Origin of the sequence: Bradyrhizobium sp. ORS 375, assembly GCF_000239775.1 — a bacterium.
GTDB lineage: Bacteria > Pseudomonadota > Alphaproteobacteria > Rhizobiales > Xanthobacteraceae > Bradyrhizobium.
The window spans coordinates 61523-76038 of the sequence record NZ_CAFI01000105.1 but is presented as its reverse complement, the minus strand read 5'-3'; the positions used below and the strand labels follow the sequence as shown (position 1 = coordinate 76038).

Below are 14516 nucleotides of genomic sequence, written 5' to 3'. Positions count from 1 at the left end.
CTTGATCGCTCATGGCCGCACCGCCGGCGCGTCCATTGTCATGCCATGCGCGCGCGACATCAGGTAGAGCTCGAGCGCGATCATGTCGGGCGCGTCGAAGTCGAATGCCTGCGCGCGGATGCCTGTCATGCAGCCGCGCAGGCGCCGCTGCAGCGAGCCCATGCCCTGCCATTCCAGGCGATAGATCGGATAGCCGGTCGGCTGTCCTTGCGTGATCGCCGAGCCCGCGAGATGCTTGTCCCAATTGTCGTCGTGGCAATTTGCGCAGGCGAGATTGAGCTGGCCCTGGCGCTGGACAAACAGCTCGCGGCCGCGCGCGACTGACGAGGCGAGGCGCGGGTCGCCGCCGGCCGTGATCGGCATCCCGCGCGACTGCTTTGCGATCAGCGCGGTCAGCGCCAGCAGCTCGCGACTCTCCGGCGCGAAGGGATCGGCCTCCTGATGCTGCCTGCGGCAGAGATTGACGCGCTGGCCGAGATCGACAGGTGCGGCGCTCGCGGCACTGAAGGCGGGGTAGCGGGCCGCGACGCCCTTCATGCTGACATCCACGGCGCCGTGGCAGTCGCTGCAGGATTTGTCGGCGGCGCCGGCCTTGGTCGTCCACAGCGTCTCGCCCTCAAGCACCGACAGCATCGCGGGATTGGCGGTGTCGTCGTCCTGCATCGCCTTGCTGTCGGCCGACATGAAGTCATAGCCGGAGCGGCGGCCGGAGGGCGCGATCTCGCCGGCCAGCACGGGCAGGGCCATGCCGAGCAGAGCCGCGGCGAGGAGCGCTTGAGGCCTCATTCGACCGTGATCGCCGCCGACGCCGTCGCGACGAAGCCGTTGTCGCCGATCCATTCGAACTCGAATTTTCCGCTCTCGCTCGCCGTGGTGAAGAACGACAGGAAAGGATTGGCCGCGATCGCGGGGAACAGATCGGCGCGGAAGATCTCGGCGCCGTTGAACCTGCAGGTGAAGCTCGTGATGATGTCGCGCGGCACAACCTCACCGGCGGCGGTGTGGCGATAGCCGGGCTCCATGACGTGGCTCATCAGCGTCTTGATCTCGATGACCGCGCCGCGCCTGGCCTTGGGGGGGACGTTGACGAGGGCGGCAGGCATCACGGCATCTCCTCGGTGCAGGCGGCGAGCGTCACGATGACGTCGACGCTGATCGACCAGAACGTGCCGTCGGAGAGCTTTGCGATCGCCACCACCTTCTGCGTATCGGCGAGCCGGATGCGGGTCGTGACCTGGGCGCGGCCGGCGCTCGGCGTGAGATGGAAATTCGCGACGTTGGGCTGCGGATTCTTCTCGTTGAAGACGTGGATGCTCTTCACGAAGCTGTCGGGCGTCATCGGGTGATCGACGCTGACCGTCATCGGCACGGTGTTGCCGTTCTCGACCAGCGGCGGGATGTCGAGCCGGACCTTGCCGGTCTTCACCTGGGCTTCGCCGACGAGGTTGCGGATGGCGGAGGCCAGCATCGCGGGCGTCGCCTGCGCCGGCCGAACCGTGACGAGCGGCAGCGCGGTGGCTGCGGTCAACGTGCCCGCCAGTTGCAGCAGGTGACGGCGGGAGAGGTGGAGCGGATCGAACATGCTGACCATATAGGCTCACTCGCGCAGGGTCGCGAGATAGGCGACGATGTCCTCGATCTGCTCGGCCGACAGGATCGGCTTGTCGCGCCAGGCGGAACCGACGCGGGTCAGGCCGTCGATGCGATAATAGGACGGCATGATCGTATCAGGATTGACTTGGCTGGCGTCGACGAGCCGCAACCGGAGCTGCGCGGGCGTGGAGCGGCTGCCGGCGCCGGCAAGGCTCGGCGCGAGGTCGCCCTGGAAGCGCGCTTCCGGAAACGGGCCGAAGTGACAGAGGATGCAGGTCGAGCTGCGCGCGAGCACGAGCGCGCGGCCGCGCGTGGGATCGCCGGGCTGGCCGGTGAGCGGCTCCGGGATGCCGTCGCCGACAATTGCATAGCGTGCGAGCGTCTGCGCCACAGCGGCCGCCGGCAGGGCGGCGATGATCAGGACGATGAGCCGGCTAGCCGAACGCATCATGGGTCAGCGCCTTGAACCAGGTCGTTGCAGCGTCCGCCTCGGCCGCACGCGTCGCCGGCGGTGCATCCACCGGGCTTGTTTTGGCACCTTCAACTTCAGCGAACAGATCGCCCTTCGGCTGGTAGACGCCCGACAGCGAGAACGCGTTGTCCGGCGCGACGAGGCTGTAGCAGACGCCGGTCAGCGGCGGCGGCTCGGATGGCCGTGCGGTGAGATCGCGCGCGAGCACCGCCGCGCAGAGTTTGCCCTGTGCCTGCGCCGCGCCGGCCGATTTCGGAATGCCGCCGCCGAGACAGGCATCGCCGATCACGTGAACGTCCGGCACGAGCTTGGATGCAAAGGTCGCAGCATCGATCGGACACCAGCCGGTGCGGTCGACCGCGCCGGCGAGCACGGCGATACGGCCGGCCTTCTGCGGCGGGATGATGTTGGCGACATCGGGATTGTAGTTGCCGAATTCGGTGATCACGGTGCGCGTGCCGATTTCGACGCCGGTGACGCGGCCTCCTTGCGACAGGGGAATGCGCTCGATCATGCCCGGGTAGAGCTGCTGCCACGCCTGCTCGAACAGCTTCTGCTGCGAGAAACTGTCCTTGGCGTCGAGGATCAGAATCTTCGACTTCGGCTTGCGGGTCCTGAGGTAATGCGCGATCAGGCTGGCGCGCTCGTAAGGGGCGGGCGGGCAGCGCGAGGGATTGGCGGGGACTGAGATCGCGACCGTGCCGCCATTCGGCATCGCCTCGATCTGCTTGCGCAACAGCAGGGTCTGCTCCCCGGCCTTGTAGGCGTGCGGCATGACAGCGGAGGCCGCCTCGTCGTAGCCTTGCAATGCCGTGAAATCGATGTCGATGCCCGGCGCGAGCACGAGCCGGTCATAGTCGAGCGTGGTGCTATCGGCGAGCGTGACCTTGTGCCCGGAGGCATCGATCGCGGTGGCTGCCTGCAGCATCACGCGCACGCCCTCGGCGACAATCCTGTCGTAGCCGAACTGCTGCGCGCCGATGTCGCGCAGGCCGGCGATGACCTCGTTGCTCAGGGGGCAGGAGGTGAAGGTCTTGTTGGCCTCGACCAGCGTGACGTCGAGCTTCGCATCGGCGTGGCGCAGCGCGCGAGCGCAGCTCGCGCCGCCGAAGCCGCCGCCGATCACGACGACCCGCGCCGCCGTCTGCGCGCGCAGCACGGCAGGGGCGGCGATCATCGCAGCGCTCGCTGCGATCAGGCCGCCGACCTCTCTGCGTGTGCGCGGCCGGGTGAATGTCATAAAGTCAGAATAGCACGGCGGCGGCCGTTGGTCCCAACGGCCGCCATCCACGTCATGCGAAGGTGATGTTCTGGTCGCGCAGCGGCACCGAGCGGATGCGTTTGCCGGTAGCGGCGAAATACGCGTTCAGCACGGCCGGCGCGGCGACGCCGATGGTCGGCTCGCCGACACCGCCCCAGAAGCCGCCGCTGGGGAGCATGATCGATTCCACCTTCGGCATCTCGGCGATGCGCATCGAGTTGTAGCTGTCGAAATTGGTCTGCTCGATACGCCCGTCCTTCACCGTGCAGCCGCCATAGAATAGCGCGGACAGGCCGTAGACGAAGGAGCCCGCGATCTGCCGCTCGACCTGCGCGGGGTTGACGACGTAGCCCGGATCGGTCGAGGCGACGATGCGGTGGATCTTGATCTTGGTGCCGTCGATCACAGAGATCTCGGCCGCGCCCGCGACATAGCTGCCGTAGCCGTGCAGCTGCGCCAGCCCGCGATGCACGCCCTCCGGCGCCGGCGTGCCCCAGCCGATCTTTTCGGCCACCGCGTTGAGCACGGCGAGATGCTTCGGGTTCTTGCTCATCAGCTTGCGGCGGAATTCCAGCGGATCCTGGCCGACGGCGTTGGCGAGCTCGTCCATGAAGCATTCGAGGTAGATCGCGTTCTGGTTCACGTTGACGCCGCGCCAGAACCCCGGATTGATGTGCGGATTGCGCATCGAATGTTCGATCAGGAGGTTCGGCACGGAATAGCCGATCGTCGCCTCGCCCGAGGGCGCGAGCCCCTGGAAGGTCGCGGGGTCCTTGCCGTTGACCAGCGCATCGGGCCGCAGGCTGAACAGGATCGACTGGCCGGAGATGCGCATGTGCAGGGCGGTCAGGTTGTTGTCGGCGTCGAAGCCGCCGGTCAGCTTGCACTGCGTGATCGGGTGATAGCGGCCATGCGTCATGTCCTCCTCGCGCGACCACAAGAGCTTGACCGGCGTGCCCGGCATCGCCTTGGCGATCTGCACGGCCTGGCGGACGTAGTCGGTCTGGCCGCGCCGGCCAAAACCGCCGCCGAGAATCAGCTTGTGCACCTCGCATTTGTCGGCCGGCAGGCCTGAGGCTTCCAGCACCGCGGCGAACGCCGCCTCGCCGTTCTGCGTGCCGCACCACACCTCGCAGCGCTCCGGCGTGTAGAGCGCGGTGGCGTTCATCGGCTCCATCGTGGCGTGGTTCTGATACGGATAGTTGTAGACGGCCTCGACCTTCTTCACCGCGCTCGCCAGCGCCGCCTTGGCATCGCCGTTCTCATTGCCGACGAAAGCCGGCCCGGAGTCGAGGCCCTCGGCCAGCCATTTGCCGATGGATTCCGACGAGACTTTCGCGTTCGGGCCCTCGTCCCATACGATCGGCAGCGCATCGAGCGCGGTCTTCGCGTGCCACCAGGTGTCGGCGACGACGGCGACCGCGGTGCCGTCGACCGCGACCACCTTCTTGACGCCCTTCATGCCGGCGATCTTGGCCTCGTCATAGCTCTTGAGCTTGCCGCCGGTGACCGGGCAATCCTTGATCGCGGCGTTGAGCATGCCGGGCAGCTTGATGTCGGCGCCATAGACCATCGCGCCGGTGACCTTGTCGGCGGTGTCGAGGCGCTTCACGCCCTTGCCGATCAGGGTCCAGTCCTTCGGGTCCTTCAGCTTGACGTCGGCCGGCGGCGTGAGCTTCGCCGCGGCTTCAGCGACCTTGCCGTAAGTCGTGGTCTTGCCCGAGGCCTTGTGGGTGATGACGCTGTTGGCGGCGGTGCATTCGGCGACCGGCACCTTCCATTCGTCGGCGGCGGCCTGGATCAGCATCATGCGCGCGGCGGCGCCGCCCTTGCGGACATAGTCCTGCGACGAGCGGATGCCGCGGCTGCCGCCGGTGGAGAAATCGCCCCACACGCGCTTGCGCGCGACGTTCTGGCCGGGTGTCGGATATTCGGTCGTGACCTTGCTCCAGTCGCAGGCGAGCTCTTCCGCGACGAGCTGGGCGAGACCGGTCAGCGAGCCCTGGCCCATCTCGGAGCGGGCGATGCGGATGACCACGGTGTCGTCGGGACGGATCACCACCCAGGCGTTGACTTCCGGAGAGCCATCCGCGGCGCGGACCACCTGCGGGCCGCCGAAGGGAATGTCGAGCCCGAGCGCGAGGCCGCCGCCGAGCGCGGCGGTGCCGATGACGAAGGAGCGGCGGTTGAGGCGCGGCGTCACATGCTGGTTCATGCCGGCCTCCTCAGGCGTTCGCCGCGGCGTGGATCGCCTCGCGCACCTGCGCGAAGGTTCCACAGCGGCAGATGTTGGTGATGGCGTCGTTGATGTCCTGGTCGCTCGGCTTCGGATTGTCCTTCAAGAGCGCGGCGACGGCCATGATCATTCCGCTCTGGCAATAGCCGCATTGCGGAACGTCGTTCTCCAGCCAGGCCTGCTGCACCTTGTGCAGGCCGTTGTCCGCCGCAAGGCCTTCGATGGTCGTGATCTGCTTGCCCTGGGCTTCCGAGACGGTGACGCCGCAGGAGCGCACGGCGGCGCCGTCGAGATGCACCGTGCAGGCGCCGCATTGTGCGATGCCGCAGCCATATTTGGTGCCGGTCAGCCCGGCGTTCTCGCGGATCGCCCACAGCAGCGGCGTGTCCGGCTCGACGTCGAGCGAATAGGATTTTCCGTTAATCGTGAGGTTTGCCATCGCAGATCCCTTTGGTTCAACTCGCCAGTTGAACTGAGGGGCGCACTTTGGCGCGAACGTTGGAATCCTTCAAATCAAGAATATGCGTTTGCGACGCGGAAGATTTGTGATGGGGCGGGGTTGTAGTTCGCCTGAACTCATCAGCCCCGCGGAGGCGCCACCGCCAGCCGCAGGAAACTCATCACGCTGCCGAGGGCCGCAAAGCCCGCGCCGAGTGCCAGCGCCATGGTTGCACCCTCACGGCCGGCCAGGCTGAAGCACAGCGCCGCCAGCGCCGCGCCAGTGGTCTGGCCGGTCAGCCGCGCCGTCGCGACGATGCCGCTGGCGCCGCCGCTGCGATGCGGCGGGGCGCTTGACATGATGGCCTTCATATTCGGTGCCTGGAAGAAGCCGAAGCCGATGCCGCAGATCAGCATGCGCCAGACGATGTTCGGGATGCTCGGGTTCTCCGGCAGCATCGCCAGCAGCGCCATGCCGGCTCCGAGCATCACGAGGCCGATGCCGCCGAGCAGGCCGGCGGGAAAGCGGTCCGACAGTCGCCCCGCAATCGGCGCCATGATGGTCACCGCGAGCGGCCACGGTGTCATGAGGAAGCCGGTCTCGACCTGCGAGCGCTGCAAGATGTCCTCGAAATAGAACGGCAGCGAGACGAAGCCGAGGCCCTGCACGGAGAAGGAGCACACCGCGGTCGCCGCCGACAGCGCGAACACGCCGCGGCGGAACAGGTCGATCGGCAGCATCGGCGCGGGATGATCGGCCTGCCGCCGCGTCAGGATGATGCCGAGCACCAGGGCGCCGATCAGCTCCGCGACCACCATGGAAGGCGTCGCGCCATGCGCGGCGCTGCCGATGCCGGTGATAAAGAGGCCGAGGCAGACAGCGGCGAGGCCGGCGCCGAGGAAGTCGAAGGCGTGCTCGGCGCGCGGCGTCTTCGGCAGCATCTTCATGCCGATGGCGATCGCGATCAGGCCGAACGGCAGATTGATCGCGAACAGCCAGGGCCAGGAGCCGAGCGACAAGATCGCCGAGGCGATCGTGGGTCCGAAGGTGAAGGAGATGCCGACCACCAGCGCGTTGTGGCCGAGGCCGCGTCCCAGCATCTTGCCGGGATAGACGTAGCGCACCAGCGCGGTGTTGACGCTCATGATGCCGCTGGCGCCGAGCCCCTGAAACGCCCTGGCGATCACCAGGGACGGCAGCGACCAGGCCAGCGCACAGCCCACCGAGGCCAGCGTGAACAGCAGCAGGCCGCCGAGATAGATGCGCTGATGCCCGACGATCTCGCCGAGCGCGCCCAGCGGTAGCAGGGTCGCGACCAGGGCGATCTGATAGATGTTGACCACCCAGACCACCTCGGCGGGCGACACGTGCAGATCATTGGAGATCGACGGCAGCGCGATATTGGCGATGGCGACGTCCAGCGAGGCCATCGACAGCGCCGTGAAGATCGCCGCGATCGCCCAGGGCCGCTGGCTGGCGGGCAGGCCATCGGAGGTGCCGTCGCCGGCAGGCTTGGTCGCGTGGAGGCGGTTGGACATGGGCACCTTCGGTTCGCGGGCGCGTGCGGACCAGCATGTACACGGGGGCGGGCCGCGGCCCCAGCCGTCACGGGCGCATGGGCTTATGCACGAGGGCGCGGGCGAGATGGTCGATGCCGCAGCAGCTACCCCGTCTTGCTCCGTCATTCCGGGGCATTCGCGCGCAAAACGGCGCAGCCGTTTTGAAGCAGCGCGAATGAGCCCGGAATCCATAACCACGAACGGAAGTGAGGCGCGAGACGCCCACCACCAGCGTGCCCCACACGACGGCCTGTGGGTATCGGTTCCGGGCTCGCGCTACGCTTGCGGCCGACTGCGTCGTCCTCAAGCTCCGCGCGCCCCGGAACGACGCGGGGAGAGTGCGTTCTGCTTGATCCGTCATTCCGGGGCATTCGCGCGCAAAACGGCGCAGCCGTTTTGAAGCAGCGCGAATGAGCCCGGAATCCATAACCACGAACGGAAGTGGGGCGCGAGACGCCCACCGCAGCGTGCCCCATATGACCGCCTGTGGGTATGGGTTCCGGGCTCGCGCTACGCTTGCGGCCGACTGCGTCGTTCTCAAGCTCCGCGCGCCCCGGAACGACGCGGAGGAGAGGGCGTGCCGTGCGCGCTCATGGCCTCGCTGGCAACATCGTCACGGTGCTGACGCGGCCATCTATTTCGACTATCGTCCGATGCAAACAGACCATCAAGGCAGAACAAAACAGGGAGCCCACGAGGAGATCAATGAGCACAGTCAAAGACGCGCTGGCCCAGAAGAGTGGCGCCCTCATCCATGTTCGCTCTCGCGACATGGTCGTCGAAGCCTTGCAGAAGATGCGCGACAGCCGGGTCCGGTCGGTGCTGGTCATCGACGACGGCGTGCTCGTCGGCATTGTGACCCAGGGCGACTGCGCCATCAAGGTGCTGCTGCCCGGGCTCGATGCGAAAGAGACGCCGGTCAGCCAGGTGATGACGGCCAACCCGGTGACGGTCAGGCCGGACCACCGGCTGGACAGCTGCATGGCGATGATGTCTCAGCGCGGCTTTCGCCACCTGCCGGTGCTGGACGCCGACAAGGTCGTTGGCGTGATCTCGATCGGCGACGTCGTCAAGAACATCATCCGGGATCTGGAGCACAATGTGGACGACCTGATGGGCTACATCCTGAAAGACGGGCCGGGGGGATGATTAGGTAAACGTAGTGCAGTCGCCGGTGTATGTCTCGTGGTGAACCGCAGTTAATCAAAGCCCTGATTAAGAGGCTCCTTCGTCGTCGTCCGTTAGTCATTGTCTGGTGCCGACTGAATGCGCCTATTGATTGATCGGGTAGTCGGCTGGCACACTGGAGAGATGAGGTCCCAGACTGCAAAGCTTCCCAAGACACAAGGCTATCCGCTTAGTCCATCAGCGCTAGATGATGCGCTTAAGCGCGCCGGTGTTTCAATCGATGTCCTCCTCATTCGACAGCCTGGCACGCTATTCGACGCACATTTTTGGCCGCCCAATCCCAACGTTCCCTATGAACGCCTCTACGTTCGTGTCGGCTCTGTACCGGTAGACCAAGTAGGTCCTATACGCCGCGAATTTGAGGCCAAGAAACTTCCTGTTCTGGTGGAATGGATTGCGAGCATTCTAGCGCATGATCTAAAATCACCTGTTCGGCGCGAGGAGCAGATGCTCGACCTTCGGGTACGTTAGACTTCTGCCCGCAGCGTGCTCGCGCGTGTGCAGAGCTACGCGCCACCCGGCCGCGCCAGCCGCTCAATCGTCTGATTGTGCCGTGTCAGCAACTCACACGCATGCCCGATCTGCCGCTCGCGCAGCGCCTGCAGGATCTGGCGGTGATCGCCGTTGCTGCGCGGGCGCCAGCCGGCGGTGCGGGCCATGGTGAGGACGAGGCGCGAATTGGCGAGGCGTAGGCCGTCGAGGCTGGCCAGCAGGCGCGGCATCGCGCAGGGCGTGACCAGCGCGCGGTGGAAAGCGCGGTTGGCGGTCTCGAACTCTTGAATCGTTTCGGCATTGTCGCCCTCGATCAGCGCGAGCTCAATCGCGGCGAGATGCGCCGGCGTGTAGCGCGGGGCGGCATTGCGCAGCGCGATCACTTCGAGCGCGACGCGCATCTCGACGATCTCCTTGGTCGACCTGGCGTCGAGCGGTGCGACCCGGACGCCGCGCCGGGGCGTCGCGACCACCAGATAGAGCGCCTCGAGTTGCCGGAACGCCTCGCGCACCGGGACGTGGCTGGAGTTGAACTCGCGGGCGATGTGGTCCTGCCGCAGCGGCGCGTCTGGGGGCAGGGCGCCGCTGACGATACGTTCGGTGATGGCCTCGGCGATGCGGTGCGCGGTGGTCAGGTTCTCGTCTTGCATAGTGATAGATTATCTATCGAAAAAGCTGATGCACGGAAAGTCGCGGTATCTTACGGTTTCACGAGGAGTAGTTTCATAGATAATTTCTATGAAAATCTATAAATGTGGGGCGCGCGGGATGGCCGGTGTGAGCAGTTCATGGTTGGAGCAGAACGAGCACGGCGATGCGGTTCGCCATGATTGGACGCGGGACGAGGCCGAAGCGCTGTACGCTCTGCCGTTTCCGGACCTGATGTTCCTCGCCCAGTCGGTGCATCGCCGGCACTTCGATCCCATCCGGCTCGAGACCGCGAGCCTGCTCAGCATCAAGACCGGCGGCTGTCCGGAGGATTGCGGCTACTGCTCGCAGAGCGCGCATTACGACACCGGCCTGAAGGCGACCAAGCTGATGGACCAGGACGCGGTGGTCGCGACCGCGCGGCGCGCGAAGCAGGCGGGCGCGGAGCGCTTTTGCATGGCGGCGGCCTGGCGCAGTCCGAAAGACCGCGATCTCGATCAGGTGTGCGACATGGTCAGCGCGGTCAGGGATCTGGGCATGGAGACCTGCGTGACCCTGGGCATGCTGACGCCCCCGCAGGCGCAGCGGCTCAAGGACGCCGGGCTCGACTACTACAACCACAATGTCGACACCTCGCCCGAATTCTACGACCGCATCATCACCACGCGCACCCTGCAGGACCGCATCGACACGCTGGCGCATGTCCGCGAGGCCGGCATCAAGGTGTGCTGTGGCGGCATCATCGGCATGGGCGAGGAGGTCGACGACCGGCTCGGCATGCTGGTGCTGCTCGCCAATCTCGATGCGCATCCGGACAGCGTGCCGATCAACATGTGGAACGAGGTCAAGGGCGTGCCGGTCAACGACACCGCGGCGCGGCCCGACGGCATCGCGCTGGTGCGGCTGATCGCGGTCGCGCGCATCATGATGCCGCAGAGCGTGGTGCGGCTGTCCGCGGGGCGGCAGCACATGAGCGACGAATTGCAGAGCCTGTGCCTGCTGGCCGGCGCCAACTCGATCTTCATCGGCGACGTGCTGCTGACGACGGCCAATCCGCAGGCCGCGCGCGACGCCGATCTGCTGGCGCGGCTCGGCATGACCTCGTCATTGGCGGCGCGCGAAAGAGTGGATGCGAGCGAAGCGGCGCATCAATCAGGTACAGCGTGATGTTGCAGGATCAGGGGCCACATGGTTCGAGACGCGCCGCCATAGCGACCGTTCGCGACGACTCGATCGCGTGCGCGGCGCTCCTCGGCTTCGAAACCGACGCTGCACCTGGACGATAAGCCGTGCGCGTATCAAGGCGCGGAGCGGGCGTTCGATCTCATGCGGTCCTTGGCGGCTTCACCGAAGCGCTTTCCCCTCATCCTGAGGTGCCCGCCCTTCGGGCGGGCGTCTCGAAGGGCGAGGCCCCAACCTTGGCCGCACGGTTCTCCGATCCTGAGCGAGTGCGGCTAACCGACGGAGAGCGGATACAACATGTTTTCCGAGAAACTGGCGATTTATGCAAAGAAGCTGCACGATCTCGCAGCCGACGATCGTCTGCGGCATCTCAGTCCAAGATCCGGTCTCGATTTCTCTTCCAACGACTATCTCGGCCTCGCCCACGCTCCGCGCATCAAGCGCGCGGTCGCGGCGGCGATGGAGGCGGGCACGCCGGTCGGCGCCGGCGGCTCGCGGCTGCTGCGCGGCAATTGCGTGGAGCATGAACGGCTGGAGGCGGACGCGGCGCGCTTCTTCGGTGCCGAGAGCGCGCTGTTCTTCGGCTCGGGCTATCTCGCCAATCTCGCCGTGCTCACGACGTTGCCGCTACGCGACGACCTCCTGGTGCTCGATGCGCTCGTGCACGCCAGCACTCATGAGGGCGCGCGCGGCAGTCGCGCCGAGAGCTGCCTGTTCCATCACAACGATCCCGACGCCGCCGACGACAGGATCCTTGCGTGGCGCCGGGACGGCGGCGTAGGCCGGCCCTGGATCGTCGTCGAAAGCCTCTACAGCATGGACGGCGACATCGCGCCGCTGGACGAGCTGATCGCCGTGGCCGAACGCCACGATGCCTTTGTGCTGATCGACGAAGCGCATGCGACCGGCGTTCATGGACCACAGGGGCGGGGACTTGCCGCACGCTTTGAAGGCCGTGCCGACATCGTCGTCGTGCACACCTGCGGCAAGGCGCTCGGCGCCGCCGGCGCGCTGGTCACCGCCCATCGCGTGCTGCGCGAGACCTTGATCAACCGCTGCCGGCCCTTCATCTTCGCCACCGCGCCATCGCCATTGATGGCCGTCGCCGTCAGCGAGGCGCTCGCGATTCTGCAGGACGAGCCGGAGAAGCAGCAGAGACTGGCGCAGCTCGTGGCGTTTGCGCATCGCGAGATCGTCGCGCGGTTCGGCGAGACCTGGTCGTCCTCGCAGATCATTCCGTTCATCGTCGGCGACAATGCGCGTGCCATGACGCTCGCGGCCGAGCTGCAGCAGCGCGGCTTCGACATCCGCGGCATCCGGCCGCCAACGGTGCCGGCCGGCACAGCGCGGCTGCGGCTGTCGCTGACCTTGAATGTCGATGAGGCCGCGATCACGGCGCTGCTCGATGCGCTGGCTCAGCTCGCAGGAGAACGGCGATGGCGCAGCGCATCGTAGTCACGGGTACCGACACCGGCATCGGCAAGACCGTGTTCGCGGCCGGCCTGACGGCACTGCTCGGCGCCTGCTATTGGAAGCCGGTGCAGGCTGGCGTTGCGGACGAGACGGATTCCCGTCAGGTTCAGCGGCTTGCCGATGTCGCCGACGACCGTGTGATCCCCGAACGCTACCGGCTGGCCGAGCCGGCCTCGCCGCATCTGGCAGCACGCCTCGAAGGCATCAGCATCGATCCGCTCCGGCTGGAGCCGCCAGAACTGGGCGACGTGCCGATCGTGATCGAAGGCGCGGGCGGCGTCATGGTGCCACTCAATTCCGACACGCTCTATCTCGATGTGTTCGCGCGCTGGCGCTGCTCCGTCGTGCTGTGCGCGCGCACCAGCCTCGGCACGATCAACCATTCGCTGCTGTCGTTGGCCGCGCTGCGCAGCCGCGGCATCGACGTGCGGGGCATCGCCTTCATCGGCGAGGCTCGTCCCGACAGCGAAACGACGATCTGTCGTCTCGGCGCGGTGAAGCATCTCGGCCGCTTGCCGTGGCTCACGCCGCTCACCGCCAGCTCGCTGCAGGCGGCTGTCGCCGCTGAATTTCGGCCGGGGGATTTCGAGTGATGACAGGCGCGGCGTCGCCGATCTGGCACCCGTGCACCCAGCATGCGCTGCAGCCGCAGATGACGCCGATCCTGCGCGGCGAGGGCGCCTATCTCCACGCGTCCGACGGCCGGCGCATCATCGATGCCATCGCATCCTGGTGGGTGGTCACGCATGGCCATTGCCATCCGCCCATCGTGCAAGCGATCCAGGCGCAGGCCGAACGACTCGACCAGGTGATCTTCGCCGGACACACCCACGAGCCGGCCGAGCAGGTCGCCGCCGGATTGCTGGAGCTTGCACCCCCCGGCCTCACGCATGTGTTCTTCTCCGACTCCGGCGCCACCTGCGTCGAGGTCGCGCTGAAGATGGCACTCGGCTATTTCAGGAACATCGGCGAGCCGCGCACGCGCATCGTGGTGATGCAGCACTCCTATCACGGCGACACCATCGGCGCGATGTCGGTCGGCGCCCGCGGCGTGTTCAATGCGGCCTATGAGCCGCTGCTGTTCGATGTCGCCGTCGTGCCGTTTCCGGCTGCGGGGGCGGAGCAGGCGGCGCTCGATGCGCTCGCTGCGATCTGCAAGCGGGATCGGCCGGCGGCTTTCATCGTCGAGCCATTGGTGCTCGGAGCCGGAGGCATGCTGACATATCCGGCGTCCGTGCTGCGCGAGATGCACCGGATCTGCCGGGCGTTCGGCGTGCTGTTCATTGCCGACGAGGTGATGACCGGCTGGGGCCGCACCGGCACGCTGTTCGCCTGCGAGCAGGCGGAGATTGCGCCCGACATCGCCTGCTATGCGAAGGGGCTCACCGGCGGCGCGCTGCCGCTCGCGGTCACGCTGTGCAACGAGGCGATCTTCGCGGCGCATCTGTCGACCGACCGCGCGCGAACGTTCTTCCATTCGAGCTCCTACACGGCCAATCCGATCGCCTGCGCGGCGGCATGCGCCAATCTCGAGCTGTGGCGCCGGCCGGAGACCAGGGCCCGGATCGGCTCGCTGGCAGCGGCGCAGGAGCGCTGCCTGGCCCGCTTCCGCTATGACGAGCGGTTCTCCGATCTGCGGCGGTGCGGCACGATCACGGCGCTCGATGTCCAGGCGGAAGAGCGGGGGTATCTTGCCGAGGTCGGGCCGCAGCTCCAGGCGTTCTTCCGCGACAGCGATGTGCTGCTGCGACCGCTGGGCCACACGATCTACGTCATGCCGCCCTACTGCGTCACCCCGGGCGATCTCGATGCGATCTATTCGGCGATCGACGAAGCCGTCGATCACGTGCTCTGAGGCGCCGTTCCGCTGCGCGCAATTTGCGCTCCAAGATGCCCCGCATTAGCATCGCGCGAACCAGGTTCGTTGCGGGGGAGGATGCAGCCATGAATGCGCCGGTCGGCGGTGACAGCGC

At 66.7% G+C, this 14516-nt stretch carries 14 protein-coding genes; 5 read left to right on the top strand and 9 right to left on the bottom strand.

The genetic code is table 11. The features are described from left to right. Positions 1–9: 9 nt before the first annotated feature. From soxA to BRAO375_RS09305, 8 genes are all read right to left on the bottom strand, one after another. Entirely contained in the window at positions 10–786 is a 777-nt protein-coding gene (soxA, locus tag BRAO375_RS09340; RefSeq protein WP_009027221.1) for a sulfur oxidation c-type cytochrome SoxA, read from the bottom strand. Then, positions 783–1103, bottom strand: a complete 321-nt coding sequence (soxZ, locus tag BRAO375_RS09335) for a thiosulfate oxidation carrier complex protein SoxZ (RefSeq protein WP_009027220.1) — start codon at positions 1101–1103, stop codon at positions 783–785. Before soxZ ends, soxA begins: the two co-directional genes overlap by 4 nt. Next, entirely contained in the window at positions 1103–1591 is a 489-nt protein-coding gene (locus tag BRAO375_RS09330; protein ID WP_009027219.1) for a SoxY-related AACIE arm protein, read from the bottom strand. The genes soxZ and BRAO375_RS09330 overlap by 1 nt, the downstream gene beginning before the upstream one ends. A gap of 6 nt (positions 1592–1597) precedes the next feature. After that, a complete protein-coding gene (soxX, locus tag BRAO375_RS09325) occupies positions 1598–2044 on the bottom strand; it encodes a sulfur oxidation c-type cytochrome SoxX (protein ID WP_009027218.1) in 447 nt (148 codons plus the stop codon). After that, a complete protein-coding gene (locus BRAO375_RS09320) occupies positions 2028–3305 on the bottom strand; it encodes an NAD(P)/FAD-dependent oxidoreductase (RefSeq protein ID WP_009027217.1) in 1278 nt (425 codons plus the stop codon). Before BRAO375_RS09320 ends, soxX begins: the two co-directional genes overlap by 17 nt. 52 nt (positions 3306–3357) lie before the next feature. Continuing rightward, entirely contained in the window at positions 3358–5541 is a 2184-nt protein-coding gene (locus tag BRAO375_RS09315; protein WP_035639736.1) for a xanthine dehydrogenase family protein molybdopterin-binding subunit, read from the bottom strand. A 10-nt stretch (positions 5542–5551) separates the two neighbouring features. Beyond that, positions 5552–6001 (bottom strand): (2Fe-2S)-binding protein, encoded by a 450-nt coding sequence (locus BRAO375_RS09310; protein WP_009027215.1) that lies wholly within the window; start codon positions 5999–6001, stop codon positions 5552–5554. Between the two features lie 140 nt (positions 6002–6141). Further along, positions 6142–7539, bottom strand: a complete 1398-nt coding sequence (locus tag BRAO375_RS09305) for an MFS transporter (RefSeq protein ID WP_009027214.1) — start codon at positions 7537–7539, stop codon at positions 6142–6144. A gap of 603 nt (positions 7540–8142) precedes the next feature. Here BRAO375_RS09305 and BRAO375_RS09300 point away from each other — a divergent pair. Then, positions 8143–8709, top strand: coding sequence for a CBS domain-containing protein (locus BRAO375_RS09300; protein WP_244423147.1), 567 nt, complete (start codon positions 8143–8145; stop codon positions 8707–8709). 545 nt (positions 8710–9254) lie between these two features. On the opposite strand, the gene BRAO375_RS09295 is transcribed toward BRAO375_RS09300, so the two are convergent. Then, a complete protein-coding gene (locus BRAO375_RS09295; RefSeq protein ID WP_009027211.1) occupies positions 9255–9890 on the bottom strand; it encodes a GntR family transcriptional regulator in 636 nt (211 codons plus the stop codon). 118 nt (positions 9891–10008) lie between these two features. Here BRAO375_RS09295 and bioB point away from each other — a divergent pair, with 118 nt between their 5' ends. The 4 genes from bioB to BRAO375_RS09275 all read left to right on the top strand — a co-directional run bounded on the left by bioB (position 10009) and on the right by BRAO375_RS09275 (position 14398). Continuing rightward, positions 10009–11055, top strand: coding sequence for a biotin synthase BioB (gene bioB / locus BRAO375_RS09290; protein WP_009027210.1), 1047 nt, complete (start codon positions 10009–10011; stop codon positions 11053–11055). A gap of 312 nt (positions 11056–11367) precedes the next feature. Next, entirely contained in the window at positions 11368–12525 is a 1158-nt protein-coding gene (locus tag BRAO375_RS09285; protein ID WP_009027209.1) for an 8-amino-7-oxononanoate synthase, read from the top strand. After that, a complete protein-coding gene (gene bioD / locus BRAO375_RS09280; protein ID WP_009027208.1) occupies positions 12507–13136 on the top strand; it encodes a dethiobiotin synthase in 630 nt (209 codons plus the stop codon). The genes BRAO375_RS09285 and bioD overlap by 19 nt, the downstream gene beginning before the upstream one ends. Then, positions 13136–14398: an adenosylmethionine--8-amino-7-oxononanoate transaminase gene (locus BRAO375_RS09275; RefSeq protein ID WP_009027207.1), complete on the top strand. Its 1263-nt coding sequence runs from the start codon at positions 13136–13138 to the stop codon at positions 14396–14398. Before bioD ends, BRAO375_RS09275 begins: the two co-directional genes overlap by 1 nt. Positions 14399–14516: the final 118 nt, after the last annotated feature.

Excerpts from the sequence above, each read along its gene's own strand:
- bioB (WP_009027210.1), top strand. The coding sequence starts at position 10,009 with ATGGCCGGTGTGAGCAGTTCATGGTTGGAGCAGAACGAGCACGGCGAT.
- BRAO375_RS09275 (WP_009027207.1), top strand. The coding sequence starts at position 13,136 with ATGACAGGCGCGGCGTCGCCGATCTGGCACCCGTGCACCCAGCATGCG.
- BRAO375_RS09295 (WP_009027211.1), bottom strand. The coding sequence starts at position 9,890 with ATGCAAGACGAGAACCTGACCACCGCGCACCGCATCGCCGAGGCCATC.
- BRAO375_RS09330 (WP_009027219.1), bottom strand. The coding sequence starts at position 1,591 with ATGGTCAGCATGTTCGATCCGCTCCACCTCTCCCGCCGTCACCTGCTG.
- BRAO375_RS09305 (WP_009027214.1), bottom strand. The coding sequence starts at position 7,539 with ATGTCCAACCGCCTCCACGCGACCAAGCCTGCCGGCGACGGCACCTCC.
- soxZ (WP_009027220.1), bottom strand. The coding sequence starts at position 1,103 with ATGCCTGCCGCCCTCGTCAACGTCCCCCCCAAGGCCAGGCGCGGCGCG.
- BRAO375_RS09285 (WP_009027209.1), top strand. The coding sequence starts at position 11,368 with ATGTTTTCCGAGAAACTGGCGATTTATGCAAAGAAGCTGCACGATCTC.
- soxX (WP_009027218.1), bottom strand. The coding sequence starts at position 2,044 with ATGATGCGTTCGGCTAGCCGGCTCATCGTCCTGATCATCGCCGCCCTG.
- bioD (WP_009027208.1), top strand. The coding sequence starts at position 12,507 with ATGGCGCAGCGCATCGTAGTCACGGGTACCGACACCGGCATCGGCAAG.
- BRAO375_RS09315 (WP_035639736.1), bottom strand. The coding sequence starts at position 5,541 with ATGAACCAGCATGTGACGCCGCGCCTCAACCGCCGCTCCTTCGTCATC.
- BRAO375_RS09310 (WP_009027215.1), bottom strand. The coding sequence starts at position 6,001 with ATGGCAAACCTCACGATTAACGGAAAATCCTATTCGCTCGACGTCGAG.
- BRAO375_RS09320 (WP_009027217.1), bottom strand. The coding sequence starts at position 3,305 with ATGACATTCACCCGGCCGCGCACACGCAGAGAGGTCGGCGGCCTGATC.
- soxA (WP_009027221.1), bottom strand. The coding sequence starts at position 786 with ATGAGGCCTCAAGCGCTCCTCGCCGCGGCTCTGCTCGGCATGGCCCTG.